This is a genomic window from Mycobacterium europaeum, assembly GCF_034555895.2.
Lineage (GTDB): Bacteria > Actinomycetota > Actinomycetes > Mycobacteriales > Mycobacteriaceae > Mycobacterium > Mycobacterium europaeum.
Genome location: NZ_CP157315.1, coordinates 2,317,812 through 2,342,815, shown reverse-complemented (window position 1 = coordinate 2,342,815; position 25,004 = coordinate 2,317,812). Strand labels below are relative to the sequence as shown.

Here is a 25,004-nt window from a genome sequence, read left to right as displayed (position 1 = left end):
TCAACGCGGTCAGACCCCCCACCTAGTATCGAAACTATGTTCGAATACGCCGACGCTTCGCGGTCGACGCCGGAGTCGGCCGCGCTGCTGACCCGGGTGCGCGAGGCGGGGCGCGCCGAGGCGCGGGCCGCCGCGGAACGCCTTGTGGCAGTGGGTGAGTTGCTGGTGCTGCGGTGCCGCGATTCGGGGGAGCGGGCGGACTGGGCGGCCGATGCGTGGGAGGCGGCTGCCGCGCAAGTCGGCGCGGCGCTGGGATGCAGCCTGGCGATGGCGCACACCTACCTGCGTTATGCGATGGCGATGCGCGAGCGGCTACCGGAGGTCGGTAACGCGTTCCGGGCGGGCGAGATCGACTATCGCTCTTTTCAGACCGTCGTCTACCGCACCGATCTGATCACCGACCCGGACGTCATGGCGCGCGTGGACGCCAGGTTGGCGGCGTTGCTGTCGCGGCGCCCGTCGTTGACCCGGAGCGGGCTGAGCGCTGCCGTGGATCGAGTGGTGGCCCTGGTGGACGCCGACGCGGTGCGCCGGGCCAAGGAGGCGGTCGCCGATCGGTTCGTCGATGTGCAAGACAACGAGTCGGGGACGGCCTGGCTGACCGGAAGCCTGCTCGGCGCCCACGGGCATGCGCTGGATCGGCGGCTCGAGGAAATGGCGCGCAGCGTGTGTGCTGCCGACCCGCGCACCCCCCGGCAGAGGCGGGCCGATGCACTGGGCGCGCTGGCCGCCGGCGCGGATCGGTTGAGGTGCCTGTGCGGAACGCCCGAGTGCGCCGGCGGCGGACACACCCCGAGCAATGTGGTGATCCATGTCGTGGCCGAGCAGGCGACGGTCGCCGGCCGCGGAGCGTCCCCGGGTGCGCTGCCCGGCATCGACGGACTCATCCCGGCCGAGGTGATCGCCGAGCTCGCCCGCTCGGCCAAACTGGTCCCGCTGAGCATCCCCACCGAGCCCGAACCGCGCTACACCCCCTCGGCCCGGCTGGCCGACTTCGTGCGCTGCCGGGACCTGACCTGTCGGGCGCCGGGGTGTGACCGGCCTGCCGCCGACTGCGACATCGACCACACGATCCCGTACGCCGAGGGCGGCTTGACGCATCCGTCCAACCTGAAATGTCTTTGCCGCCAACATCATCTGCTGAAAACGTTCTGGGGCTGGCACGACGAACAGCTGCCCGACGGAACCGTCATCTGGCGGCTGCCCGACGGCCACAGCTACGTCACCACACCCGGCAGCGCGTTGCTGTTCCCCGGCTTGTGCGCGCCCACCGGCGACGTGCCCGCCCCGACACCGCGCGAGCGCAGCGGTGAACGTACCGCGCGGATGCCGCGGCGGACCCGCACCCGCGCCCAGCACCGCGCCCGACGCATCGCCACCGAACGCCACCGCAACCGCCGAGCCCGGCTGGCGGCTCAAACCGCCCAAACCGGCCCGGCACCACCGGACGACGAACCCCCGCCGTTCTGATCAGACGGTCTTGGTGACGCCGACGTAGGAAAGCACGACGTCGGATTCGTCGGTCATCTGGGTCAGCGTCGCGTAGGACCGGATGAAGGACTGGCCCACGCACCCGTCGATCTTGACGTGGAAGCCGGTGACGATGACCCGGGGATTCGCGCCCTTGAAGTCCTTCCTGGCAACCGGTACGACGACTACGACGCCGGGCTTGAGGCCCACGGTGACCACCCCGTTCAGCGGGACGGTGACCAACGGCACGGCTATGGGCGTACCGGCCCCCAGGCCCGCGATGCCAATGCCCGGGCTGACGCCGGCGCTGCCCGCGATCGTGACGCCGTTGGATGTGCTCATGTCGATCCCGCAGCCGATCTCGTAACCCACCTCGAGGAGCCCGCGGGGCTGTTCGAGCCCGTCCAGCGAACCGAAGAACGTTCCCCGGGTGAGGTATTCGCGAGACGAGACCGCGGTCGTCAACGGCGCTATGGGGACTAGCGACTCGTCCTTCGCGCCCAGGGTCAGGTTCCAGCCCTCCGGCGTCGTGTAGGTCACCGGATCGGACGAGGGCACCTGCCCCTCGTCGGGCGCCGCCACGGTCGCCGCCGCGTTTTCGGCGTCCGGATCGGCGGCCGTCGGAGGCGCCGAGATCACCGACAAGGCGACGCACAACGCGACGATCGCACCGCGACGGACGACCACGGGTACCGGCCACACGTGCGACACCGTACGTACCGCCCGAGCGCCGACGCGAAATTTGCTTGCCGGCCCGCCGAAGTCGTTGTGCGTTCGTAACCGTTATGGGATACGGGCCAGGGAGTCCTTGAGTGGGCCGGGTCGCGCTCACCGGAACGGGCCGGAATTCCCGCCTCCACCTCGTTTGCCGGGCCGGTAGAATCGTTGTCCTGGACAACCGTCCCGGGAGCGGCAGAGAGGGAGACGATGAGAAGTCACATCCGCGCTCTCGGACTGCTCGCCGCGGCGGCTGCCGCCATGGCCATCTTGGGCGGCACCGGCGTGGCGCACGCGGATTCCGACCCGGCGGGTCCACCGGGGCCGGGCATCATCAATCAACTCATCACGTCGACTCCGGCGCTGGCTCCCGACCCGGCCGACGAAGACGGTCCGGCGGTGGGCTCGAACGCCGTCGGGATGTATTGCGAGAACCGATTCGCGCGGTGTCATTAGCCGCACGGCCGACCACCTTCGAGCAAATAGCCTGGCCAGAACCGCGGACCCCGCTGATGTGCCATGATGTCGGAGCTGTCAAGACATAGGGGAGCGGCCGTGGATCTCAACTTGTCGATCGTCACGCGACCGGTGGAGCGCCTGATAGCTACGGCGCAGAACGGGCTGGAGGTCGTCCGGCTGGGGGGCCTGGAAACGGGTAGCGTGCCGTCGCCGTCGCAAATCGTCGAGAGCGTGACGATGTACAAGCTGCGGCGTTATTTTCCGCCCGACAACCGGCCGGACAAGCCGCCGGTGGGTCCGCCGGTGCTGATGGTGCACCCGATGATGATGTCGGCGGACATGTGGGACGTCACCCGTGAGGACGGCGCGGTCGGCATCCTGCACGCCAACGGGCTCGACCCCTGGGTCATCGACTTCGGCGAACCCGACAAGGTCGAAGGCGGCATGCGCCGCACCCTGGCCGACCACATCGTCGCGCTCAGCCAGGCCATCGACACCGTCAAGGACGTCACCGGCAGCGACATCCATCTGGTCGGCTACTCCCAGGGCGGCATGTGGTGCTACCAGGTCGCCGCCTACCGGCGGTCGAAGAGCCTGGCCAGCATCGTCACCTTCGGCTCGCCGGTGGACACCCTGGCCGCCCTGCCGATGGGCATCCCGCCGAACTTCGCGGCGCCGGCCGCCAACTTCATGGCCGACCACGTCTTCAGCCGGCTGGCCATCCCCAGCTGGATGGCGCGCACCGGCTTCCAGATGCTCGACCCGCTCAAGACCGCCAAGGCCCGCATCGACTTCGTCCGTCAGCTGCACGACCGGGAGGCCCTGCTGCCGCGCGAACAGCAGCGCAGATTCCTCGAACGCGAGGGCTGGATCGCCTGGTCCGGCCCGGCGATCTCCGAACTGCTCAAACAGTTCATCGCCCACAACCGGATGATGACTGGCGGCTTCGCCGTCAACGGCCAGATGGTCACCCTCACCGACATCACCTGCCCGGTGCTGGCCTTCGTCGGCGAGGTGGACGACATCGGGCAGCCGGCGTCGGTGCGCGGCATCAGGCGCGCGGCACCGGACGCCGAAGTCTACGAAAAGCTCATCCGCACAGGTCATTTCGGCTTGGTGGTCGGATCCAAGGCGGCGCAGCAGAGTTGGCCGACGGTCGCCGAATGGGTGAAGTGGCTCTCCACCGGCGGCGACAAACCCGATGGCATCGACCTGATGGCCGACCAGCCCGAGAAGCACACCGACAGCGGTGTCGCGTTGAGCTCCCGTGTCGCACACGGCATCGGGGAGGTGTCCGAGGCGGCGCTGGGCGTGGTGCGCGGCGCGGCCAACACGGTGGTCGCGGCCAACAAGTCGATGCGCACCCTGGCCGTCGAAACGGCCCGCACGCTGCCGCGCCTGGTCCGGCTGGGGCAGATCAACGACCACACCCGCATCTCGCTGGGCCGCATCATCGACGAGCAGGCGCACGACGCCCCGCAGGGCGAATTCCTGCTGTTCGACGGTCGCGTGCACACCTACGAGGCCGTCAACCGGCGCGTCAACAACGTCGTCCGGGGCCTGATCGAGGTCGGGGTGCGCCAGGGCGACCGGGTGGGCGTCCTGATGGAGACGCGGCCCAGCGCGCTGGTCGCCATCGCCGCGCTGTCCCGGCTCGGCGCCGTCGCCGTCGTGATGCGACCCGACGCCGACCTGGCCGCGTCGGTCCGGCTCGGCGGAGTGACCGAGCTGCTGACCGACCCCACCAACCTGGAGTCGGTGCTGTCGTCGGACCGCCAGGGGTTGCAACAGGTGCTGGTGCTGGGCGGCGGTGAGGCTCGGGATCTGCACCTGCCCGACGACAGCGACGTCATCGACATGGAACAGATCGACCCGGACGCCGTCGAACTGCCGGGGTGGTACCGGCCTAATCCCGGACTCGCCCGGGACCTGGCGTTCATCGCGTTCAGCGCGGCCGGCGGCGAACTGGTGGCCAAGCAGATCACCAACTACCGCTGGGCGGTGTCGGCGTTCGGGACCGCCTCGACGGCCGCACTGGACCGCCGGGACACCGTCTACTGCCTGACCCCGCTGCACCACGAGTCGGCGCTGCTGGTGAGCCTGGGCGGCGCGGTCGTCGGCGGCACCCGCATCGCGCTCTCCCGCGGCCTGGACTGCGACCGGTTCGTCCAAGAGGTGCGGCAGTACGGGGTCACGGTGGTGTCCTACACCTGGGCCATGCTCCGCGAGATCGTCGACGATCCCGCGTTCGTGCTGCACGGCAACCACCCGGTGCGGTTGTTCATCGGTTCGGGCATGCCGACCGGGTTGTGGGAGCGGGTCGTCGACGCCTTCGCGCCCGCCCACGTCGTCGAGTTCTTCGCCACCACTGACGGACAAGCGGTGCTGGCCAACGTCTCCGGCGCCAAGGTCGGCAGCAAGGGTCGCCCGCTGCCGGGCGCCGGGCGCATCGAGCTGGGCGCCTACGACGTCGACCACGACCTGATCCTGGAGAACGACCGCGGCTTCGTCCAGGTCGCCGAGCCGAAACAAGTCGGGGTGCTGCTCGCCGCGTCCAACGGTCCCATCGACCCGACCGCGTCGGTCAAGCGGGGCGTCTTCGCCGCCGGCGACACCTGGATCTCGACCGAGTACCTGTTCTACCGCGACGACGACGGCGACTACTGGCTGGCGGGCCGGCGGGGCTCGGTGGTGCACACCGCGCGCGGCCCCGTCTTCGACGAACCGGTCACCAACGTGCTCGGCTGCGTCAACGGCGTCGATCTCGCGGTGACCTACAACGTGCCGATGGGTGACCGCCAGGTCGCGGTCTCGGCGGTGACGCTGCTGCCGGGGGCCAGCATCACCGCGGCCGACCTCACCGACGCCCTGGCGAAGATCCCCATCGGCGTCGGCCCTGACATCGTCCACGTGTGTCCGGCGATGACATTGAGCGCGACCTACCGTCCGACCGTCAGCGCCCTGCGCGCGGCGGGCATTCCGAAGCCGGGCCGCCAGGTCTGGTACTTCGACGCCGAGGGCAGCTTCTTCCGGAAGCTGACCCCCGGCGTGCGATCCGAACTGATTGGGCGCGAACATGATTGACGATTCACTGCTCGCCATCCTGGTGTGCCCGGCCGACCGGGGCCCGTTGCTGCTCATCGACGACGAGCTGCTGTACAACCCGCGGCTGCGGCGCGCCTACCGGATCGAGGACGGCATCCCGGTACTGCTCGTCGACGAGGCCCGCGACGTCGACGACGACGAGCACGCCCGGCTCATGGCACGAGCCCGTCCGGCAGATCCCCGGTGAGGTAGCGCTGCAGGTTCGGCGCGATGGTCTCCGCGACCTGCTGGGCCGGCAGCGACGCGAACGGCTCCAGCTGCAGGATGTAGCGGGCCATCACGACGCCGACCAACTGCGACGCGACGAACTGGACGCGGATGACCCCGCTTCCGGGCGGATGGTCAACGCGCGGGCCGACTTCCACCGCGATCACATCCTCGATGAACGTGCGGAACAGGTTGATCTCCGAGCCGGCCAGGATGGACCGCAGCGTGGCGATGAACCCCGTGCCCAGGTCGGAATCCCACAGCGGCAACAACATCGACGGCAGCCGGTAGCCGACTTCCTCGATCGGCACGTCGCGCAGCGGGCCGATGATGTCCATGGGGTCGATCGGGATGTGGACGGCCGCGGCGAACAGCTTCTCCTTGGTGCCGAAGTAGTGATGCACCAGCGCCGAATCGACGCCGGCCGCCGCCGCGACCGCGCGGATCGAGGTGTTGCGAATGCCATTGCGCGCAAAGAGTTCTCTAGCGCTTGTCAGGATTCGGTTGCGGGTGTCGGAGCTGCCGGCGGGCCGCCCGGGTCGCCGGCGCCCCGCGCGTGCGATCGCCACTAGGGCGTCCGTCGCCGCAGCGTCGCCGCCGCCAGGCACAGCGCCGCGAGCGCGAAGCCCAACACGGCGACGACGTCGCGCACCGCGATGTAGGTCAGCCCCGGGTGCGTGCCCACCTGTTGCAGGGCTTCCAGTGCGTAGCTGGCCGGCATCGCGTTGCTGACCCACTGCAGCCAGTGCGGCATCAGCGCCCGCGGCACGATGATTCCGGCCAGCAGCAGCTGCGGCACGATCACCAGCGGGATGAACTGGACGGCCTGAAACTCGGTGCGGGCGAACGCACTGCACAGCAGGCCCAGCCCAACGCCCAGCACGGCATTGACGATCGCGATGACGAACACCCACACCGGGCTGCCGGCGGTGTCGAAGCCGAGCAACCAGAACGACACGATGCAGGCCAAGACGGCTTGCGCCGCAGCGGCAATCGAGAATGCGGTGCCATAGGCGATCAGCAGGTCGAGCCGGCGCAGGGGAGTGGTCAGAATGCGCTCCAGCGTCCCGGAGCCCCGCTCGCGCTGCATGGTGATGGCGGTGATGATGAACATCACGAAAAACGGAAAGAGTCCCAGCAGGATGAGGCAGGCGTTGTTGAACGGGGACGGCGTCCCCGGGCGATGCGGGGCGTTTTGGAACATGAAATACATCAGCGTGATGACCAGGATCGGCACGATCAGGACGAGCGCGACGCTGCGGTGATCGGCGGCCAGCTGACGCAGAATTCTGGTCGTGGTGGCCGCGTAGTTCTGCGGGCTCAGCCGGCTGCGGGCATGGTGGTGGTGCGTCGGATGATCGACAGGAACGCTTCCTCTAGTGACGTGCATTCCGTCTCCTTCCGTAACTGATCTGGCGTGGTGTGCGCCAGCAGGCGGCCTTCGCGCATCAGGAGCAGATCGCCGCAGCGGTCGGCCTCGTCCATCACGTGGCTGGACACCAGCAGCGTGATGCCGCGCCGCGCCAGCGCCACGAACTGTTCCCACAGCTCCACGCGCAGCACGGGGTCCAGGCCGATGGTCGGCTCGTCGAGCACCAGCAGGTCGGGGCGTCCGACCAGTGCGCAGGCCAGCGACACCCGGGCGCGTTGCCCGCCGGACAGGTTGGCGCAGCGGGTGGTGCGGTAATCGGTCAGGTCGACCGATGCGATGACTTCATCGGCGGCCGAACCGTCGGCTCCACAGAGTTGGCCGAAATAGCGGACGTTGTCGATCACCCGCAGGTCGTTGTAGATCGTCGGATCCTGTGGCATGTAGCCGACCCGCCGCCGCAGCTGACGTGACCCGGCCGGGTGGCCGAGCACCGTCACCGAGCCCCCGGCGACGATCTGGGTGCCGACGATGCAGCGCATCAGCGTGGTCTTACCGGATCCGGAGGGACCGAGCAGCCCGGTGATGGTGCCCCGGGCAATCTGAACGGAAAGATCTTGCACCGCAGGCAGTTTGCCGCGCACCACGCGCAGATGCTCGATGGTGACCGCGGGCGCGGCGCCGTCCCGCAGTAATTCATCACTCGATGAACTCATCATACGATGAATAATCGTTCCCCCATGGGGGGTTGTCAAGGGCCCTCGACTCGCTAGCTGCTCAGCGTTCGGGCGAACCGGGGCGGCGTTGGGGCAGGTGCCCGTGCACGCCCTCGGCGTAGGCCGTCTCCGCGTGCTGGGTGAGGTCCACGCCGGTGGTCTCATCTTCCGCGCTGACCCGGAAGCCCATCAGCCGGTCGATCACCTTCGCGAGCACGAATGACACCGCGAACGCATAGAGCGCGACGACGACGATCGCGAGCGTCTGCCTGCCCAGTTGGGAAAAGCCGCCCCCGTAGAACAGGCCCCGCGGGCCCGACGTCATGACCGCCGTGGCGAGCAGCCCGATCAGCGACACCCCCACGACGCCGCCGACGAAGTGCACACCGACCACGTCGAGCGAATCGTCATAGTTGAAGCGGAATTTCGCGCTGACCGCGAAGGAGCACACGATGCCGGCAGCGAGCCCGACGACCGCCGCGCCGAGCGTGTTGACGGTTCCGCACGACGGCGTGATGGCGACGAGCCCGGCCACCACGCCGGAGGCCGCGCCGAATGTCGTGGGCCGGCCGTCGCGGATCTGTTCGACCGACAGCCAACCCAGCATGCCCAGGCATCCGGCGACGAGCGTGTTGAGGAAGATGGCGGCGGCGGTGCCGTTGGCGGCCAGGGCGGAACCGGCGTTGAACCCGAACCAGCCGAACCACAGCAGACCGACGCCGAGCAGCACCAGCGGCAGATTGTGCGGCCGCATGGCGTCCTTCTTGAAGCCGATGCGCGGCCCGAGCACCAGGGCCAGGGCCAGGGCCGAGGAACCGGACACGATCTCCACGACCAGGCCGCCCGCGTAGTCGAGCACACCGAGCTTGGCCAGCCACCCGCCGGGCCCCCACACCCAGTGCGCGACAACCGAATACACGACCACAGTCCACACCGGGACGAACACCATCCACGCGGCGAACTTGGCGCGGTCGGCGATCGCGCCGCTGACCAGGGCGGCGGTGATGATCGCGAACGTGAGTTGGAAGGTGGCGTAGAGCAGCTCGGGAACCGCCCCGTGGGCGGTGTCCGGGGTGATGCCCAGCATCCCGATGTGCCCGAGGTTGCCGAGCAACCCGCTGGTCCCGTCGTCGGAGAACGCGAGGGTGTAGCCGAGCAGCAGCCACGCCACCGTGACCAGCGGGATGGAGATGAAGCTCATCATGATCATGTTGAGCACCCCGGTGGTGCGGACCATGCCGCCGTAGAAGATGGCCAGACCGGGAGTCATCAGCAGCACCAGCGCGGTGCTGGCCAGCAGCCACGCGGTGGCGGCGGGGTCGATCGGATGCATGACGTGTGCTCCTTCGCAGGTCCAGGACACCGGGATACTGCCATGGCAGCGCGGCCGGTAGGTTCGGTGGGTGGCCGCACGCCAGCTGCTCGTCGACCCCGTCGCTGCTGCCCAACGGCTACTCGGCGCCACCCTCACCGGGCGGGGCGTCAGCGCCGTCGTCGTCGAAGTCGAGGCCTACGGCGGCGTTCCCGGCGGTCCCTGGCCGGACGCCGCGGCGCACTCCTATCGCGGCATCAGCGGGCGCAACGCGGTGATGTTCGGGCCGCCCGGGCGGCTCTACACCTACCGCAGCCATGGAATCCACGTCTGCGCCAACGTTTCCTGCGGGCCGGACGGTACCGCGGCGGCGGTGTTGCTGCGCGCCGCCGCCCTCGACGAGGGTACCGAGACGGCGCGCGCCCGGCGCGGCGAGCTGGTGCGCGGGGCCGCGCTCGCGCGGGGCCCGGGCAACCTGTGTTCGGCCCTGGGAATCACCATGGACGACAACGGCATCGACCTTTTCGACCCCGCCAGCCCGGTGACCCTCGAACTCAACGAGCCGCTGACCGCCGCGTCCGGCCCGCGCGTCGGGGTCAGCCAGGCCGCCGACCGGCCGTGGCGATTCTGGCTCGCGGGCCGGCCGGAAGTCTCGGCGTACCGGCGCAGCCCGCGCGCACCGGCCCCCGGGGCCAGCGACTAGCAGCTAAGCCGCGGCGGGCGCGTCGGCGCGGGCGACGGCGCGAAAGGCCGGGTCCACCCGCCGCGCGAGGAACACGAACGTCACCGCCAGCAGGGGTGCGACGGCGCTGTACACCGCGGGCGGCATGGCCATTTCGGCGCTGTTCAGCAGCTGCGGGCTCAACGCGACGCCCATCGCCACCACGGCGTTGTGCATCCCGACCTCCAGGCTGACCGCGACGGCCTGCCGGGGAGCCAGCCGCATGAAGCGCGGCGCCAGGTAGCCGACCGTCAGGCTCACGGCGCAGAAGGCCACGACGGCCCCGCTGAGCACGCCGAAGTGTTGCCACAACGTTCTTCGCCCCCCGGCGACCGCGCCGAGCACCGCGACGACCAGCAACACCAACGCGACGATGCGGACCGGCTTCTGCAGTCGCTGGGCGAGCCCCGGGAAGCGGTGGCGGAAGGCGACCCCGATCGCGATCGGGATGAGCACCAGGCCGAACACCGTGAAGAACTTGTCCACCTGAAGCGGAAGGAACCGGCCTTGTCCGAGGAACCAGGTCATCGACACCGCCAGGATCGCCGGCAGCGCGACGATCGACAGCACGGCGTTGATCGCGGTCAGCGTCAGGTTGAGCGCCAGGTCGCCGTTGAACAGGTGGCTGAGGATGCTCGACATCGTCCCGCCGGGGGTGGCGGCCATCAGCATCAGCCCGACCGCCAGGTGCGGTTCGAGGTGGAAGGCCTCGGCGATCGCCAGGCACAGGGCCGGGAGCAGCAGCGACTGGCAGATCAGTGCCACCGTCAGCGGTTTGCGCATAGTGGCCGCCCGCTTGAAGTCGGCGACCGTGAGCGTCAGCCCGAGGGCGAGCATCACCACCACGACGACCAGCGGCCAGTAACGGTTGTCCATAACGCTCCACGTCGTCGGTGCGCTCAGCGGGGAAGGCGGTGCGCCGCTCGGTTAGCTTGCCTTATCCCGCAGCGCATGGGCGAATCCCGGCCGCGCGAGCGACTAAAGTCGGCGGCGATGTCTTCCGGGATCCTTGACGAGCTGGGCTGGCGCGGGCTGATCGCGCAGTCCACCGACCTCGACGCGCTGGCGGCCGAGGCGCAGCGCGGGCCGATGACCGTGTACGCCGGTTTCGACCCCACGGCGGCCAGCCTGCACGCGGGGCACCTGGTGCCGCTGCTGGCGCTGCGCCGGTTTCAGCGCGCCGGCCACCGCCCGATCGTGCTCGCCGGCGGCGCGACCGGCATGATCGGTGACCCGCGCGACGTCGGCGAGCGCACCCTCAACGAGGCGGACACCGTCGCCGAATGGACCGAGCGCATCCGCGGGCAGCTGGAGCGCTTCGTCGACTTCGACACGTCCCCGACCGGCGCGGTCGTCGTCAACAACCTGGACTGGACGGCCCCGTTGTCGGCCATCGAGTTCCTGCGCGACCTCGGCAAGCACTTCTCGGTCAACGTCATGCTCGACCGCGACACGATCCGGCGGCGGCTGGACGGCGAGGGCATCTCCTACACGGAGTTCAGCTACATGCTGTTGCAGGCCAACGACTACGTCGAACTGCACCGCCGGTACGGCTGCGCACTGCAGATCGGCGGCTCCGACCAGTGGGGCAACATCATCGCCGGGGTCCGGCTGGTCCGCCAGAAGCTGGGTGCGACGGTGCACGCGCTCACCGTGCCGCTGGTGACCGCGGCCGACGGCACCAAGTTCGGCAAGTCGACCGGCGGCGGCAGCCTGTGGCTCGATCCGGCGATGACCACCCCGTACGCCTGGTACCAGTACTTCTTCAACACCGCCGACGCCGACGTGATCCGCTACCTGCGGTGGTTCACCTTCCTGTCGGCCGACGAGCTGGCCGAGCTGGACCAGGCGACGGCCGAGCGCCCGCAGCAGCGGGCCGCCCAGCGCCGGCTGGCCCGCGAGCTGACCGTCCTGGTGCACGGGGAGGCCGCCACCGAGGCCGTCGAGCACGCCAGCCGCGCGCTGTTCGGGCAGGGCGAACTGGACCGCCTGGACGAGGCGACGCTGGCGGCGGCGCTGCGCGAGGCGTCGGTCGCCGAGCTCAAACCCGGCGGCCCGGACGGGATCGTCGACCTGCTGGTGTCCAGCGGCCTGTCCGAGAGCCGCAAGGCCGCGCGCCGCACCCTCAACGAGGGCGGTGTGTCGGTCAACAACGTCCGCATCGACAGCGAGGAATGGACTCCGCAGCCCTCGGATTTCCTGCACGGCCGGTGGCTGGTGCTGCGCCGCGGCAAGCGCACCGTCGCCGGGATCGAAAAGGTCTAGAACGCACCCGCAAAACGCGGTGGTGCGCAAATCTTTACCGCACCGTGTTGCGGCTGTGACCCGCATTGGCCAGGGTGGTCACGGTGATATCCCTCAGGCGTGTGGAATGGATCCTGCTGCGTGTGCTGGGGGTGGGGGCGTGCGTGGCCGGGCTGGCCGCGCCCCTGGCCGCGCCGGTGCGCGCCGACATGCGGGGGAACGCGTTCCTGATGGCGCTGAGCAACGCCGGTATCACCTATCCGCACCCGGAGAGCGCCCTGGCGCTGGGTCAGTCGGTGTGCCCGATGCTGGTCACCCCGGGCCAGTCCTTCGACTCGGTCGCCGACGAAATGGCCCACCGCAGCGGCCTGGGCTACGAGTCGGCCGGGCTGTTCACCATCGTCGCCGTGGCCAACTACTGCCCGGCGGTGATAGCGCCGTTGCTGCAGAACCGGCTCACGGCGTACTAGCGGACGGGCCCCCGTATCCTCGGCTGCGTGGTCGACGACAGGCAGCGGCAGCGGGGCGAACGGCGCCCCCGCCCATCCGGCCCTTGGTCGGGTCCCGGCCGTGCGCGCCCGGCCCAGCCGCAGCAGCCCGAAGGCCGCCGCACGCCGGAGCCGGGCCCGCCGATACCGCCCGGCGTGGACGCCCGCCAGCTGGCGCCCGAGATCCGGGGCGAACTGAGCACCCTGGACCGCGCCACGGCCGACGCGGTGGCGCGCCACCTGGTTGCCGCCGGTGAGCTCCTCGACGAGGACCCGGAGGCGGCGCTGAGCCACGCCCGCGCCGCCCGCGCCCGGTCCAGCAGGATCGCCGCCATCCGCGAGGCCGTCGGAATCGCCGCCTATTACTGCGGCGACTGGGCGCAGGCGCTGGCCGAATTGCGCGCCGCCCGCAGGATGGGCAGCAAGTCCAACCTGCTGGCGCTGATCGCGGATTGCGAACGCGGGCTTGGCCGCCCGGAGCGGGCGATCGAGCTCGCGCGCGGGCCCGAGGCGGCCCGGCTGGAAGGCGACGACGCCGACGAGTTGCGCATCGTCGCCGCGGGCGCCCGCGCGGACCTCGGCCAGCTGGAGCAGGCGCTGACCGTCCTGTCCACGCCGCAACTGGACCCGGCCCGCACGGGCTCGACGGCGGCGCGGTTGTTCTACGCCTACGCCGACACGCTGCTGGCGCTGGACCGCAATGACGAAGCGCTGCAATGGTTCCTACGCTCGGCGGCCGCCGATGTCGAAGGCGTCACCGACGCCGAAGACCGGGTCAGCGAGCTGGGCTGAGATGACGAGCGTTGCGCGCCAATACGATTGCCTGCTGCTCGACCTGGACGGGACATTGTTCCGCGGCCGCCGGCCGACCGAGGGCGCGGTGCAGGCGCTGGCCGAGCTGCGCAGCCGCGCGTTCTTCGTCACCAACAACGCGTCGCGCAGCGCGGCCGAGGTCGCCGCGCACCTGACCGAACTCGGCTTCACCGCCACCGCCGACGACGTCGCCACCAGCGCGCAGAGCGCGGCCCGGCTCCTGGCCGGGCAGCTGCCGGCCGGTGCACCGGTGCTGATCGTGGGCACCGATGCCCTGGCCGACGAGGTGGCGACCGTGGGCCTGCGTCCGGTGCGCCGGTTCGACGACGACCCCGTCGCCGTCGTCCAGGGCCTGTCGCTGACCATCGGCTGGCCGGACCTGGCCGAGGCCGCGCTGGCCATCCGGTCCGGCGCGCTGTGGGTTGCGGCCAACGTCGACCCCACGCTGCCCACCGAGCGCGGCCTGCTGCCCGGGAACGGATCCATGGTCGCCGCCCTGCGCGCGGCCACCGGTGCCGAACCCCAGGTCGCGGGGAAGCCGGCACCCGGATTGCTCACCGACGCGGCGGCCAGGGGCGATTTCCGCGCCCCCCTGGTGGTCGGCGACCGGCTGGACACCGACATCGAGGGCGCCAACGCGGCGGAGCTGCCCAGCCTGATGGTGCTCACCGGCGTCAGCTCAGCGCGGGACGCGGTGTACGCCGAACCCGCCCACCGGCCCACCTACATCGGCCACGACCTGCGGGCGCTGCATCAGGACGGCGATCGGCTGGCGGTCGGGCCCCAGCCGGGCTGGCGCGTCGACGTCGGCGAGCGGGCGGTGACCGTCAGCGGCGATGGAGCCGACGACGGCGACGGGCTCGCTATCGTGCGGGCGGTCGCCGCCGCGGTATGGAGTGCCGCGTCGGACGGGGAACCGATCGGCATCGAGGCCGGCGACGCGCGCGCCCGCGAGGCGCTGCAGCGCTGGTCTCTGGACTAGCGTAGAAGCGCAATGACTATCGATCCTGAACAGATTCGCGCGGAAATCGACGCCCTGCTCGCCCGGCTACCCGAGCCCGGGACGCCGGAAGGCGCCGGCAGCGACCCGTCGCTCACCGAGCTCGAAGACATAGCGCGTCGCCTGTCCGAGGCGCACGACGTGCTGCTGGCCGCGCTGGAGTCGGCGGAGAAGGGCTGAGTGCGCGCATGTCTCGCCGCGCCCGCGTCGACGCCGAGCTGGTTCGGCGCGGCCTCGCGCGATCGCGGCAACAGGCCGCGGAGTTGATCGGCGCCGGCCGGGTCAGCATCGACGGGCTGCCGGCCCGCAAGCCGGGCACCGCCGTCGCTCTCACGGCGGCCCTGACCGTCGCCGACGACGGGGAACGGGGCTGGGTGTCGCGCGGCGCGCACAAGCTCATCGGCGCCCTGGACGCCTTCGGCATCGATGTGGCGGGCCGCCGCTGCCTGGACGCCGGCGCGTCGACGGGCGGGTTCACCGAGGTGCTGCTGGACCGCGGCGCCGCCGAAGTGGTCGCCGTGGACGTCGGGTACGGCCAGCTGGCGTGGTCGCTGCGGTGCGACCCCCGGGTGGTCGTCGTCGAGCGGACGAACGCCCGTGACCTGTCCCGCGAGCTTATCGGCGGGCCGGTCGACGTGGTCGTGGCCGACCTGTCGTTCATTTCGCTGGCCACCGTGTTGCCCGCGCTGGCTGGATGTGCTTCGGACACTGCGGATATCGTTCCCATGGTGAAGCCGCAGTTCGAGGTGGGCCGGGGCCAGGTCGGCGCCGGCGGGGTGGTGCACGACCCGGGCCTGCGCGCCGACGCCGTCGTGGCCGTGGCGCGCCGCGCCGGCGAGCTGGGCTGGCACACGGTCGGCGTCACCGCCAGCCCGCTGCCGGGCCCGTCGGGCAACGTCGAGTACTTTCTGTGGTTGCGCGCCCAGACCGATCGGGGATTGGCGGATGACGAGTTGGTGGCAGCGGTGCGGCGCGCGGTGAGCGAGGGGCCCCAGTGATCGAACATCGCACGGTGCTGATGGTGGTGCACACCGGCCGCGAGGAAGCCACCGAAACCGCGGCCCGCGTGCAGAAGGTCCTGAGCGACAACGACATTGCTCTACGCGTCCTGTCCGCCGAGGCGGTCGACCGCGGCTCGCTGCAGGTGGCCCCCGACGACATCCGCGCGATGGGCGTCGAAATCCAGGTGGTCGACGCCGATCCGCGCGCCGCCGACGGCTGCGAACTGGTGCTGGTGCTCGGCGGCGACGGCACGTTCCTGCGCGCGGCCGAACTGGCCCGCAACGCCGGCATCCCGGTGCTGGGCGTCAACCTCGGCCGCATCGGCTTCCTGGCCGAGGCCGAAGCGGAGCACATCGACCAGGTGCTGGACCACGTCGTCGCCAAGGACTACCGGGTGGAGGACCGCCTGACGCTGGACGTGGTCGTGCGCTCGGGGGGCCGCGAGATCGAAAACGGCTGGGCGCTCAACGAGGTCAGCCTGGAGAAGGGCCCGCGGCTGGGCGTGCTGGGGGTGGTCGTCGAGATCGACGGGCGGCCGGTGTCGGCGTTCGGGTGTGACGGCGTGCTGGTGTCGACGCCCACCGGGTCGACCGCCTACGCGTTCTCCGCGGGCGGGCCGGTGCTGTGGCCGGACCTCGAGGCAATCCTGGTGGTGCCCAACAACGCTCACGCGCTGTTCGGCCGGCCGATGGTCACCAGTCCCGACGCCACCATCGCCATCGAGATCGAGGCGGACGGGCACGACGCCCTGGTGTTCTGCGACGGCCGCCGCGAAATGCTGATCCCGGCCGGCAGCCGCATCGAGGTGAGGCGTTGCGACACACCGGTGAAATGGGCGCGGCTGGACAGCGCCCCGTTCACCGACCGCTTGGTGCGTAAATTCCGGTTGCCGGTGACGGGTTGGCGCGGGAAGTAAACGGCGGGTGCTCACCGAAATACGCATCGAGTCGCTGGGCGCGATCAGCGCGGCGGTCGGGGAGTTCGACCGTGGCCTGACCGTGCTGACCGGTGAAACGGGCACCGGCAAGACCATGGTGGTGACGGGGCTGCATCTGCTCGGCGGTGCCCGCGCCGACGCCACCCGCGTGCGGTCGGGCGCCGACCGGGCGGTGGTCGAAGGCCGTTTCACCACAACCGATCTCGAGGATGCCGTGGTGGGGCAGCTGGACGACATGCTGGACGCGTCCGGCGCGGAGCGCGACGAGGACGGCAGCGTGATCGCGCTGCGTTCGGTCAGCCGCGAGGGGCCGTCGCGGGCGTATCTCGGGGGCCGCAGCGTGCCCGCCAAGTCGCTCGGCGACTTCACCGCCGGGTTGCTCACCCTGCACGGGCAGAACGACCAGTTGCGGCTGATGCGGCCCGAGGAGCAACGCGGCGCCCTGGACCGGTTCGCGAAGGCCGGGCCCGCGCTCGAGCGCTACCGCAAACTGCGCGACGCCTGGCTGACCGCGCGGAACGACCTGGCCGACCGCCGCAGCCGCATGCGCGAACTGGCGCTGGAATCCGACCGACTCAACTTCGCGCTCAACGAGATTGACGCCGTCGACCCGCAACCGGGCGAGGACGACGCGCTGGTCGCCGACATCGTCCGGCTCTCCGAACTGGACACCCTGCGGGAGGCGGCGATGACCGCGCACGCCGCGCTCTCCGGGGCGCCCGACGACGCCGAGGCGTCCGGGCACAGCGCCGCCGACGGGCTGGGGCGTGCGAGGGCCGCGTTGGAGTCCACCGACGACGCGAAGCTGCGGGCGCTGGCCGGGCAGGTCGGTGAGGCGCTGACGGTGGTCGCCGACGCGGCGGGCGAGCTGAGCGGCTTTTTGGACGAGCTGCCGGTCGATGCCAGCGCGCTGGAAGCCAAGTTGGCCCGGCAAGCCGAGCTGCGCACGCTGACCCGCAAGTACGCCGCGGACGTCGACGGGGTGCTCCAGTGGGCCCAGGAGTCGCGCCAACGGCTGGCCCAACTCGACGTCTCCGAGGAGGGGTTGACGGCGCTGGCCGCCCGGGTGGACGAGCTCGCGCGTGAATTGGCCCAGGCCGCCGTCGATCTCAGTGGCATCCGGCGCAAGGCGGCCAAGAGACTGGCCAAGGAGGTCACCGCGGAGCTGTCCGGGCTGGCGATGGCCGACGCGCAGTTCAGCATCGACGTGAGCAACGACGTGGCCGCCGACGAGGATCCGGCCGCCCTCGCGCTGCCGACGGGCGAGTTCGCCCGGGCCGGTGCCGACGGCGTCGACCAGGTCGAGTTCGGTTTCGCCGCGCATCGCGGGATGGATCAGCTGCCGCTGGCCAAGAGCGCCTCCGGCGGCGAGCTGTCCCGGGTGATGCTGGCGCTGGAGGTGGTGCTGGCGGCCTCGGCGGCGGGCACCACCATGGTGTTCGACGAGGTCGACGCCGGTGTCGGCGGCCGGGCCGCGGTGCAGATCGGGCGGCGGCTGGCGCGGTTGGCGCGCACGCACCAGGTCATCGTCGTCACGCATCTGCCGCAGGTGGCGGCGTACGCCGACGTGCACCTGGTGGTGCACAGCGCCGGCCCCAAGGGGACCAGCATCGTGCGGCGCGTCACCGGCGACGAGCGGGTCGCCGAGTTGGCCCGAATGATGGCCGGGCTGGGGGAGTCCGACAGCGGCCGCGCGCACGCCCGCGAGCTGCTCGACGCGGCCCAGCGCGACGAGATCTAACCCGAAGCCCCCGGGGCACCCCCGGCGCGCGAGCGTGCGTGTTCGCACGGCGACACGCCGGCCGACCCGTGCAACTGCGCACCTTCGCGCGATCAACCCGTTAGGGGCTTGTGACTAATGGGACTCTAGATAACTTCTGGGGCTAATGTTACGGCGCGCCTCCACGCCTCCTCCGGGCATCACCGACAGAATCGCCCCCATGAAGATGTCAGGCCTGCTTACCCGTAACACCACCCGGCCGGGCCTCGTCGGCACCGCGCGGGTGGACCGGAATATCGACCGACTGCTGCGCAGGGTGTGCCCCGGGGACATCGTGGTGCTCGACGTCCTGGACTTGGACCGCATCACAGCGGACGCCCTGGTGGAGGCGGACATCGCCGCGGTCGTCAACGCCTCGCCCTCGGTGTCGGGCCGCTACCCCAACATGGGGCCGGAAGTGCTGGTCAACAACGGGGTCACGCTGATCGACGAGGCCGGACCCGACATCTTCAAGAAGGTCAAGGACGGCGCCAAGATCCGGTTGCACGAAGGCGGTGTGTACTCCGGCGACCGCAGGCTGGTCCGGGGCACCGAGCGCACCGATCACGACATCGCCGACTTGATGCGGGAGGCCAAGAGCGGCCTGTCCGCGCACCTGGAGGCATTCGCGGGCAACACGATCGAGTTCATCAAGAGCGAGAGCCCGCTGTTGATCGACGGCATCGGCATCCCCGACATCGATGTCGACCTGCGCCGCCGGCACGTGGTCATCGTCGCCGACGAGCCCAGCGCCGAAGAGGACCTGAAGTCGCTCAAGCCGTTCATCAAGGAGTACCAGCCGGTGCTGATCGGCGTCGACACCGGCGCGGACGTGTTGCGCAAGGCCGGGTATCGCCCGCAGATCATCGTCGGCGACCCCGACAAGATCAGCGCCGACGCCCTCAAGTGCGGCGCCCAGGTCGTGCTGCCCGCCGACGCCGACGGCCACGCGCCCGGGCTGGAACGCATCCAGGACCTCGGTGTCGGGGCGATGACGTTCCCGGCCGCCGGCTCGGCGATCGACCTGGCCCTGCTGCTGGCCGATCATCACGGCGCGGCGTTGCTGGTGACCGCGGGCCACACCGCCAACATCGAGACGTTCTTCGACCGCACCCGCGCGCACAGCAATCCCTCGACGTTCTTGACCAGGCTTCGGGTGGGGGAGAAGGTGGTGGACGCCAAGGCCGTGGCCACCCTGTATCGCAACCACATCTCGGCGGGGGCCATCGCCCTGCTGGCGTTGACGATGCTGATCGCCGTCATCGTCGCCCTGTGGGTGTCCCGCAGCGATGGCGTGGTGCTGCACTGGGTCACCGACTACTGGAACCACTTTTCCCTCTGGATTGCCCACCTAGTGTCCTAGGGTCTCGATGATCTCGTTACGCCAACACGCGATATCGCTGGCCGCCGTCTTCCTGGCGCTGGCCGTGGGAGTCGTGCTCGGTTCGGGTTTCCTGTCCGACACGCTGCTGTCCAGCCTGCGTGCCGAGAAGCGGGACCTGCACACCCAGATCGACGGGCTCAACGACCGGAACAACGTGCTGAACGAAAAGCTCAGCGCGGCAAACAACTTCGACACCCAGCTGGTGGGCCGCATCGTGCATGACACGCTCGGCGGCAAGTCGGTGGTGCTGTTTCGCACCCCGGACGCCAAGGACGACGACGTGGCCGCGGTGTCGAAGTTCATCGGTCAGGCCGGTGGCGCGGTAACCGGAACGGTGTCGCTGACCCAGGAATTCGTGGAGGCCAATTCCGCGGAGAAGCTGCGGACGGTGGTGAACTCGTCGATCCTGCCGGCCGGACAACAGCTGAGCACCAAGCTCGTCGACCAGGGATCGCAGGCCGGCGACCTGATGGGCATCGCCTTGCTGATCAACGCCAACCCCGCGGTCCCGCCCGTCGACGAGCCGCAGCGCGACACCGTGCTGGCCGCGCTGCGCGACACGGGGTTCATCACCTATCAGCCGAGCGAGCACATGGGCGCGGCGAACGCCGCGCTGGTAATCACCGGCGGCTCGCTGCCCCAGGACGCCGGTAATCAGGGGGCCAGCGTCGCCCGGTTCGCCGCCGCGCTGGCCCCGCACGGGTCGGGCACCCTGCTCGCCGGGCGGGACGGCTCGGCGACCGGCGGCGCGGCCGTCGCTGTGACGCGCGCCGACGCGGGGATGAACTCCGCGGTCAGCACCGTCGACGACGTCGACAGCGCGCCGGGCCGCATCACCGCGGTGCTCGGCCTGCACGACCTGATCAACGGCGGCCACGCCGGGCAGTACGGCACCGGTCACGGCGCCACATCGATCACCGTGCCGCAGTAGCGGGCGTGTTCGGCACGACACCCCGGTGGTGGGTGTTAGGGTGGGTTTCCGTGGGTCGGCAGGCCCAACTAGTTATTCACTAGCAAAAATTCGACGCCCTGCCCGTCTTCACGGAGGTCGCCTGTGCGAAAGCACCCGCAATCCGCCACCAAGCACCTCTTCGTCAGCGGGGGCGTCGCGTCCTCGTTGGGCAAGGGTCTCACCGCGAGCAGCCTCGGTCAGCTGCTGACGGCCCGCGGGTTGTACGTGACGATGCAAAAGCTCGATCCGTACCTCAACGTGGACCCGGGCACGATGAACCCCTTCCAGCACGGCGAGGTGTTCGTCACCGAGGACGGCGCCGAGACCGACCTCGATGTCGGCCACTACGAACGGTTCCTGGATCGCGACCTGTCCGGCTCGGCGAATGTGACGACGGGACAAGTGTATTCGACCGTCATCGCCAAGGAGCGGCGCGGCGAATACCTCGGCGACACCGTCCAGGTGATCCCGCACATCACCGACGAGATCAAGCGCCGGATCATGGCGATGGCAGAGCCGGACGCCCAGGGCAACCGTCCCGACGTGGTCATCACCGAAATCGGCGGCACGGTCGGCGATATCGAGTCGCAGCCCTTCCTGGAGGCCGCGCGCCAGGTCCGTCACGACCTGGGGCGGGAGAACGTCTTCTTCCTGCACGTCTCGCTGGTGCCGTACCTGGCGCCCTCGGGTGAGCTCAAGACCAAGCCCACCCAGCATTCGGTGGCCGCGTTGCGCAGCATCGGTATCACCCCGGACGCGCTGATCCTGCGCTGCGACCGGGACGTCCCCGAAGCGCTGAAGAACAAGATCGCGCTGATGTGTGACGTCGACATCGACGGCGTCATCTCCACCCCGGACGCACCGTCGATCTACGATATCCCGAAGCGGCTGCACCGCGAGGAGCTCGACGCGTATGTGGTGCGCCGGCTCAACCTGCCGTTCCGCGACGTCGACTGGACCGAGTGGGACGACCTGCTGCGCAGGGTGCACGAGCCGCACGAGACGGTGCGAATCGCCCTGGTGGGCAAGTACGTTGAGCTTTCCGACGCCTACCTTTCGGTCACCGAGGCGCTGCGCGCCGGCGGGTTCAAACACCACGCCAAGGTGGAGATGCAGTGGGTGGCCTCCGACGACTGTGAGACCGGGGCGGGCGCGGCGGCGGCGCTGGGCGACGTGCACGGCGTGCTGATCCCGGGCGGCTTCGGCATCCGCGGCATCGAGGGCAAGATCGGCGCCATCCGGTACGCGCGGACGCGCGGGCTGCCGGTGCTGGGCCTGTGCCTCGGCCTGCAGTGCATCGTGATCGAGGCCGCGCGTTCGGCGGGGCTCGCGCAGGCCAACTCCGCCGAATTCGACCCCGACACACCGGATCCCGTCATCTCCACGATGGCCGATCAGGTCGACGCCGTCGCCGGTCAGGCCGACCTCGGCGGCACCATGCGGCTGGGCGCGTATCCCGCCGTGTTGCAGGCGGATTCGATTGTCGCCCAGGCCTACGGCACCACCGGAGTGTCGGAGCGGCATCGGCACCGCTACGAGGTCAACAACGCCTATCGCGACAAGATCGCCGAGAGCGGCCTGCGGTTCTCCGGCACCTCGCCCGACGGGCATCTGGTGGAATTCGTCGAATATCCGCCCGAGGTGCACCCGTTCATCGTGGGCACCCAGGCCCACCCCGAGCTGAAGAGCCGGCCCACCCGGCCGCACCCGCTGTTCGTCGCGTTCGTCGGGGCGGCCATCGACTACCAGTCGGGCGAGCTGCTGCCGGTGGAGATCCCCGAGCACGCCTCCAACGGCAACCAGCAGCGGGACGGCGTCAGCCAGTCGCTACCCGAGCCCGCGGCCCGTGGCTGAGCACGTCTTCGAGACGGCGTCATCCGAAACGCTGTACACCGGAAAGATTTTCGCGCTGCGCAGCGATCGGGTCCGGATGCCCGGCGGTGCCACCGCGATTCGTGAAGTCGTCGAGCACTACGGGGCGGTCGCCATCGTGGCGTTGAACGAGGACTACAACATCGCAATGGTGTACCAATACCGCCACGCCTTCGGCCGGCGGCTGTGGGAGCTTCCGGCCGGGCTGCTCGACATGGTGGGGGAGCCGCCACAGGCGACCGCGGTCCGTGAGCTCCAGGAGGAGGTCGGCCTGCAGGCCGGAACCTGGCAGGTGCTGGTGGACCTGGATTCCGCGCCGGGCTTCAGCGACGAGTCGGTGCGGGTGTACCTGGCGACCGAGCTGACCGAGGTGGCCCGGCCCGAGGCGCATCACGAGGAAGCGGACATGACGATGCGCTGGTTTCCCGTCGCCGACGCGGTGCGCGGGGTGTTCAGCGGCGAGATCGTGAATTCCATTGCCATTGCCGGGATCTTGGCCGCCCACGCGGTGACCGAAGGCATCGCCGAGCCGCGGCCGGTGGACAGCCCGTGGCCCGATAGGCCGACGGCGTTCGTCGCGCGGAAGGCCGCCCGATGACGACGGCGCTCACGCTCGACACCCAACTGCAGGGCTACCTCGACCACCTCGCCATCGAGCGCGGCGTCGCCGCCAACACGCTCAGCTCGTATCGCCGCGACCTGCGCCGCTACACCAAGCACCTGTCGGACCGCGGAATTCAGGACCTGGCCAAGGTCGGCGAGAACGACGTCAGCGAGTTCCTGGTCGCGCTGCGCCGCGGCGACCCCGACTCGGGAACCACGGCGCTGTCCGCGGTGTCGGCGGCGCGCGCCCTGATTGCGGTGCGCGGCCTGCACCGGTTCGCCGCGGCCGAAGGGCTGGCCGAACTGGACGTGGCGCGGGCGGTCCGCCCGCCGACGCCGGGCCGCCGGCTCCCCAAGAGCCTGACCGTCGACCAGGTGCTGGCGCTGCTGGAGGGTGCGGGCGGGGACAGCGCCTCCGACGGCCCGCTCACGCTGCGCAACCGGGCGCTGCTGGAGCTCCTGTACTCGACCGGGGCGCGCATCTCGGAGGCCGTCGGCCTCGACGTGGACGACATCGACACCCGGGCCAGGTCGGTGCTGCTGCGCGGCAAGGGCGGCAAGCAACGGCTGGTGCCCATCGGGCGGCCCGCGGTGCAGGCACTGGACGCCTATCTGGTGCGCGGCCGCCCCGACCTGGCCCGCCGCGGACGCGGGACGCCGGCCATCTTTCTCAACGTGCGTGGCGGGCGGCTGTCGCGGCAGAGCGCGTGGCAGGTGCTGCAGGACGCCGCCGAGCGCGCCGGAATCACGTCGGGGGTGTCGCCGCACATGCTGCGGCACTCGTTCGCGACCCACCTGCTCGAGGGCGGTGCCGACGTGCGCGTGGTGCAGGAGTTGCTGGGACACGCCTCGGTGACGACGACGCAGATCTACACCATGGTGACCGTGCACGCGCTGCGCGAGGTGTGGGCCGGCGCCCACCCGCGGGCGCAATAGGCAGCGGCGGCCGTCAACCGAGGTACTCGGACTCCAGCACCAGGTCGGACACCAGCGATTGGTATTCCAGGTGCGCCTTGTGCTCGACGGTGTTCCATTCGTTGCCCTGCTGCCGGCGCATGTACTCGCGGTATTTCGGGGCGCCGGGCACCCGGACGTTGTCGGCGACCACGATCGCGCCCGGGCGCAGCCAGCCGCGCGCGATGATGCTGTGCAGGTCGTCCAGGTACGCGTCCTTGTCGTGGTCGAGGAACGCGAAGTCGAGGGCGCCGGGGGCGAACCCGTGCTCGTCGGCCAGCGCGTCCAGCGTGCGCCCGCCGTCGCCCACCGTGCCCACCACACACGTCACCCGGTCGGCGACGCCGGCGTGCGCCCAGATCCGCCGCGCGTTGGCGGCGTTGGCCTCGGCGAGTTCGACGGAATACACCTTCGCCCTCGGGGCGGCGCGGGCGATGCGCAGCGCGCCGTATCCCACGTAGGTGCCCAGCTCCAGCGCCACGGTCGGGTCGGCACGCCGCACCGCCGCGTCGAGGATCTGCCCCTTCTCGTCGCCGACGTTGATCAGCATCGACTTCTCGTAGGCGAACTTGTCGATCGTGGCCAGCACGTCGTCGATGTCGCCGGCCCTGGCGTTTCCCAGGACGTAGTCGACCGCGGCGGCCTCCCGTCCGTCGCCGATCTGGCCCGTCGTGGTGATGTTGCGCACCCCCGTCGCCATCCGCCAGACCGACCAGCGCAGCAGGGGAATCCGTCGCTTGAGATCCATGACGCCACAGTAGTGCGGGCGGCGGCCGGGCCGCGGGCGCCGGGATTGCCACCAGGGTCGTCGCCGCGGCGGGAATCGCAACCCTCACGGCGATCTCGGCGCGGCGTCGGCGCCGCGATATCGCCCGCGATATCAACTTTGGAATCCGCCCACCACCTCCCCGGTGATGCTG

General features: G+C 70.4%; 25 protein-coding genes. 18 read left to right on the top strand and 7 right to left on the bottom strand.

Annotation, left to right across the window (positions count from 1 at the left end):
- Positions 1-36: 36 nt before the first annotated feature.
- Positions 37-1,470 (top strand): HNH endonuclease signature motif containing protein, encoded by a 1,434-nt coding sequence (locus U8D42_RS10505; RefSeq protein WP_322860194.1) that lies wholly within the window; start codon positions 37-39, stop codon positions 1,468-1,470.
- Here the strand turns inward: U8D42_RS10505 and U8D42_RS10500 are convergent, their stop codons facing one another.
- Positions 1,471-2,157 carry an MspA family porin gene (locus U8D42_RS10500; protein ID WP_085238694.1) on the bottom strand — a complete coding sequence of 229 codons (687 nt, stop codon included), beginning with the start codon at positions 2,155-2,157 and terminating at the stop codon, positions 1,471-1,473. It lies immediately after the preceding gene.
- Positions 2,158-2,397: 240 nt separating this feature from the next.
- Between U8D42_RS10500 and U8D42_RS10495 the strand changes: the two genes are divergently transcribed.
- The 3 genes from U8D42_RS10495 to U8D42_RS10485 all read left to right on the top strand — a co-directional run bounded on the left by U8D42_RS10495 (position 2,398) and on the right by U8D42_RS10485 (position 5,938).
- Entirely contained in the window at positions 2,398-2,643 is a 246-nt protein-coding gene (locus U8D42_RS10495; protein WP_141659238.1) for a hypothetical protein, read from the top strand.
- Positions 2,644-2,742: 99 nt separating this feature from the next.
- Positions 2,743-5,730: an acyl-CoA synthetase gene (locus U8D42_RS10490; protein ID WP_085238623.1), complete on the top strand. Its 2,988-nt coding sequence runs from the start codon at positions 2,743-2,745 to the stop codon at positions 5,728-5,730.
- On the top strand, positions 5,723-5,938 hold the full coding sequence (locus U8D42_RS10485; protein ID WP_085238624.1) for a Trm112 family protein: 216 nt from the start codon (positions 5,723-5,725) through the stop codon (positions 5,936-5,938). The genes U8D42_RS10490 and U8D42_RS10485 overlap by 8 nt, the downstream gene beginning before the upstream one ends.
- On the opposite strand, the gene U8D42_RS10480 is transcribed toward U8D42_RS10485, so the two are convergent.
- Genes U8D42_RS10480 through U8D42_RS10465 form a run of 4 tightly spaced genes read right to left on the bottom strand, consistent with a single transcriptional unit; the run spans position 5,904 to position 9,376 of the window.
- The gene (locus U8D42_RS10480; RefSeq protein WP_085238625.1) at positions 5,904-6,527 is read right to left on the bottom strand and encodes a TetR/AcrR family transcriptional regulator; all 624 of its coding nucleotides are present in this window, start codon (positions 6,525-6,527) and stop codon (positions 5,904-5,906) included. The two genes, U8D42_RS10485 and U8D42_RS10480, sit on opposite strands and share 35 nt — an antisense overlap.
- Positions 6,527-7,348, bottom strand: a complete 822-nt coding sequence (locus U8D42_RS10475) for an ABC transporter permease (RefSeq protein ID WP_322860195.1) — start codon at positions 7,346-7,348, stop codon at positions 6,527-6,529. Before U8D42_RS10475 ends, U8D42_RS10480 begins: the two co-directional genes overlap by 1 nt.
- The gene (locus U8D42_RS10470) at positions 7,279-8,046 is read right to left on the bottom strand and encodes an ABC transporter ATP-binding protein (RefSeq protein WP_322860196.1); all 768 of its coding nucleotides are present in this window, start codon (positions 8,044-8,046) and stop codon (positions 7,279-7,281) included. The genes U8D42_RS10475 and U8D42_RS10470 overlap by 70 nt, the downstream gene beginning before the upstream one ends.
- Before the next feature lie 58 nt (positions 8,047-8,104).
- A complete protein-coding gene (locus U8D42_RS10465) occupies positions 8,105-9,376 on the bottom strand; it encodes an ammonium transporter (protein WP_322860197.1) in 1,272 nt (423 codons plus the stop codon).
- Between the two features lie 70 nt (positions 9,377-9,446).
- Here U8D42_RS10465 and U8D42_RS10460 point away from each other — a divergent pair, with 70 nt between their 5' ends.
- On the top strand, positions 9,447-10,058 hold the full coding sequence (locus U8D42_RS10460; RefSeq protein ID WP_322860198.1) for a DNA-3-methyladenine glycosylase: 612 nt from the start codon (positions 9,447-9,449) through the stop codon (positions 10,056-10,058).
- 3 nt (positions 10,059-10,061) lie between these two features.
- Here the strand turns inward: U8D42_RS10460 and U8D42_RS10455 are convergent, their stop codons facing one another.
- Entirely contained in the window at positions 10,062-10,952 is an 891-nt protein-coding gene (locus tag U8D42_RS10455; protein WP_322860199.1) for a bile acid:sodium symporter family protein, read from the bottom strand.
- 117 nt (positions 10,953-11,069) lie between these two features.
- On the opposite strand from U8D42_RS10455, the gene tyrS reads away from it, so the two are divergent.
- The 13 genes from tyrS to xerD all read left to right on the top strand — a co-directional run bounded on the left by tyrS (position 11,070) and on the right by xerD (position 24,066).
- Entirely contained in the window at positions 11,070-12,341 is a 1,272-nt protein-coding gene (gene tyrS / locus U8D42_RS10450) for a tyrosine--tRNA ligase (protein ID WP_322860200.1), read from the top strand.
- A gap of 74 nt (positions 12,342-12,415) precedes the next feature.
- The gene (locus tag U8D42_RS10445; protein WP_244275271.1) at positions 12,416-12,790 is read left to right on the top strand and encodes a DUF732 domain-containing protein; all 375 of its coding nucleotides are present in this window, start codon (positions 12,416-12,418) and stop codon (positions 12,788-12,790) included.
- A gap of 27 nt (positions 12,791-12,817) precedes the next feature.
- Positions 12,818-13,600, top strand: coding sequence for a hypothetical protein (locus U8D42_RS10440; protein WP_085238632.1), 783 nt, complete (start codon positions 12,818-12,820; stop codon positions 13,598-13,600).
- 1 nt (position 13,601) lies between these two features.
- A complete protein-coding gene (locus U8D42_RS10435) occupies positions 13,602-14,603 on the top strand; it encodes an HAD-IIA family hydrolase (protein ID WP_322860201.1) in 1,002 nt (333 codons plus the stop codon).
- A 12-nt stretch (positions 14,604-14,615) separates the two neighbouring features.
- Positions 14,616-14,801: a hypothetical protein gene (locus U8D42_RS10430; protein WP_322860202.1), complete on the top strand. Its 186-nt coding sequence runs from the start codon at positions 14,616-14,618 to the stop codon at positions 14,799-14,801.
- 8 nt (positions 14,802-14,809) lie between these two features.
- Positions 14,810-15,619: a TlyA family RNA methyltransferase gene (locus U8D42_RS10425; RefSeq protein ID WP_322860203.1), complete on the top strand. Its 810-nt coding sequence runs from the start codon at positions 14,810-14,812 to the stop codon at positions 15,617-15,619.
- Positions 15,616-16,539 (top strand): NAD kinase, encoded by a 924-nt coding sequence (locus tag U8D42_RS10420; RefSeq protein WP_322860204.1) that lies wholly within the window; start codon positions 15,616-15,618, stop codon positions 16,537-16,539. The genes U8D42_RS10425 and U8D42_RS10420 overlap by 4 nt, the downstream gene beginning before the upstream one ends.
- Before the next feature lie 7 nt (positions 16,540-16,546).
- Complete coding sequence (recN, locus tag U8D42_RS10415) at positions 16,547-18,301, top strand: DNA repair protein RecN (protein ID WP_322860205.1); 1,755 nt, start codon at positions 16,547-16,549, stop codon at positions 18,299-18,301.
- 199 nt (positions 18,302-18,500) lie between these two features.
- The gene (gene steA / locus U8D42_RS10410) at positions 18,501-19,682 is read left to right on the top strand and encodes a putative cytokinetic ring protein SteA (RefSeq protein ID WP_322860206.1); all 1,182 of its coding nucleotides are present in this window, start codon (positions 18,501-18,503) and stop codon (positions 19,680-19,682) included.
- A 7-nt stretch (positions 19,683-19,689) separates the two neighbouring features.
- The gene (locus U8D42_RS10405) at positions 19,690-20,634 is read left to right on the top strand and encodes a copper transporter (RefSeq protein WP_322860207.1); all 945 of its coding nucleotides are present in this window, start codon (positions 19,690-19,692) and stop codon (positions 20,632-20,634) included.
- A 123-nt stretch (positions 20,635-20,757) separates the two neighbouring features.
- Positions 20,758-22,509, top strand: a complete 1,752-nt coding sequence (locus U8D42_RS10400; protein WP_322860208.1) for a CTP synthase — start codon at positions 20,758-20,760, stop codon at positions 22,507-22,509.
- Positions 22,502-23,125, top strand: coding sequence for an NUDIX hydrolase (locus U8D42_RS10395; RefSeq protein ID WP_322860209.1), 624 nt, complete (start codon positions 22,502-22,504; stop codon positions 23,123-23,125). The genes U8D42_RS10400 and U8D42_RS10395 overlap by 8 nt, the downstream gene beginning before the upstream one ends.
- Positions 23,122-24,066: a site-specific tyrosine recombinase XerD gene (gene xerD / locus U8D42_RS10390; protein ID WP_322860210.1), complete on the top strand. Its 945-nt coding sequence runs from the start codon at positions 23,122-23,124 to the stop codon at positions 24,064-24,066. Before U8D42_RS10395 ends, xerD begins: the two co-directional genes overlap by 4 nt.
- A 13-nt stretch (positions 24,067-24,079) precedes the next feature.
- Here the strand turns inward: xerD and U8D42_RS10385 are convergent, their stop codons facing one another.
- The gene (locus U8D42_RS10385; protein ID WP_322860211.1) at positions 24,080-24,832 is read right to left on the bottom strand and encodes an O-methyltransferase; all 753 of its coding nucleotides are present in this window, start codon (positions 24,830-24,832) and stop codon (positions 24,080-24,082) included.
- Between the last annotated feature and the right edge of the window lie 172 nt (positions 24,833-25,004).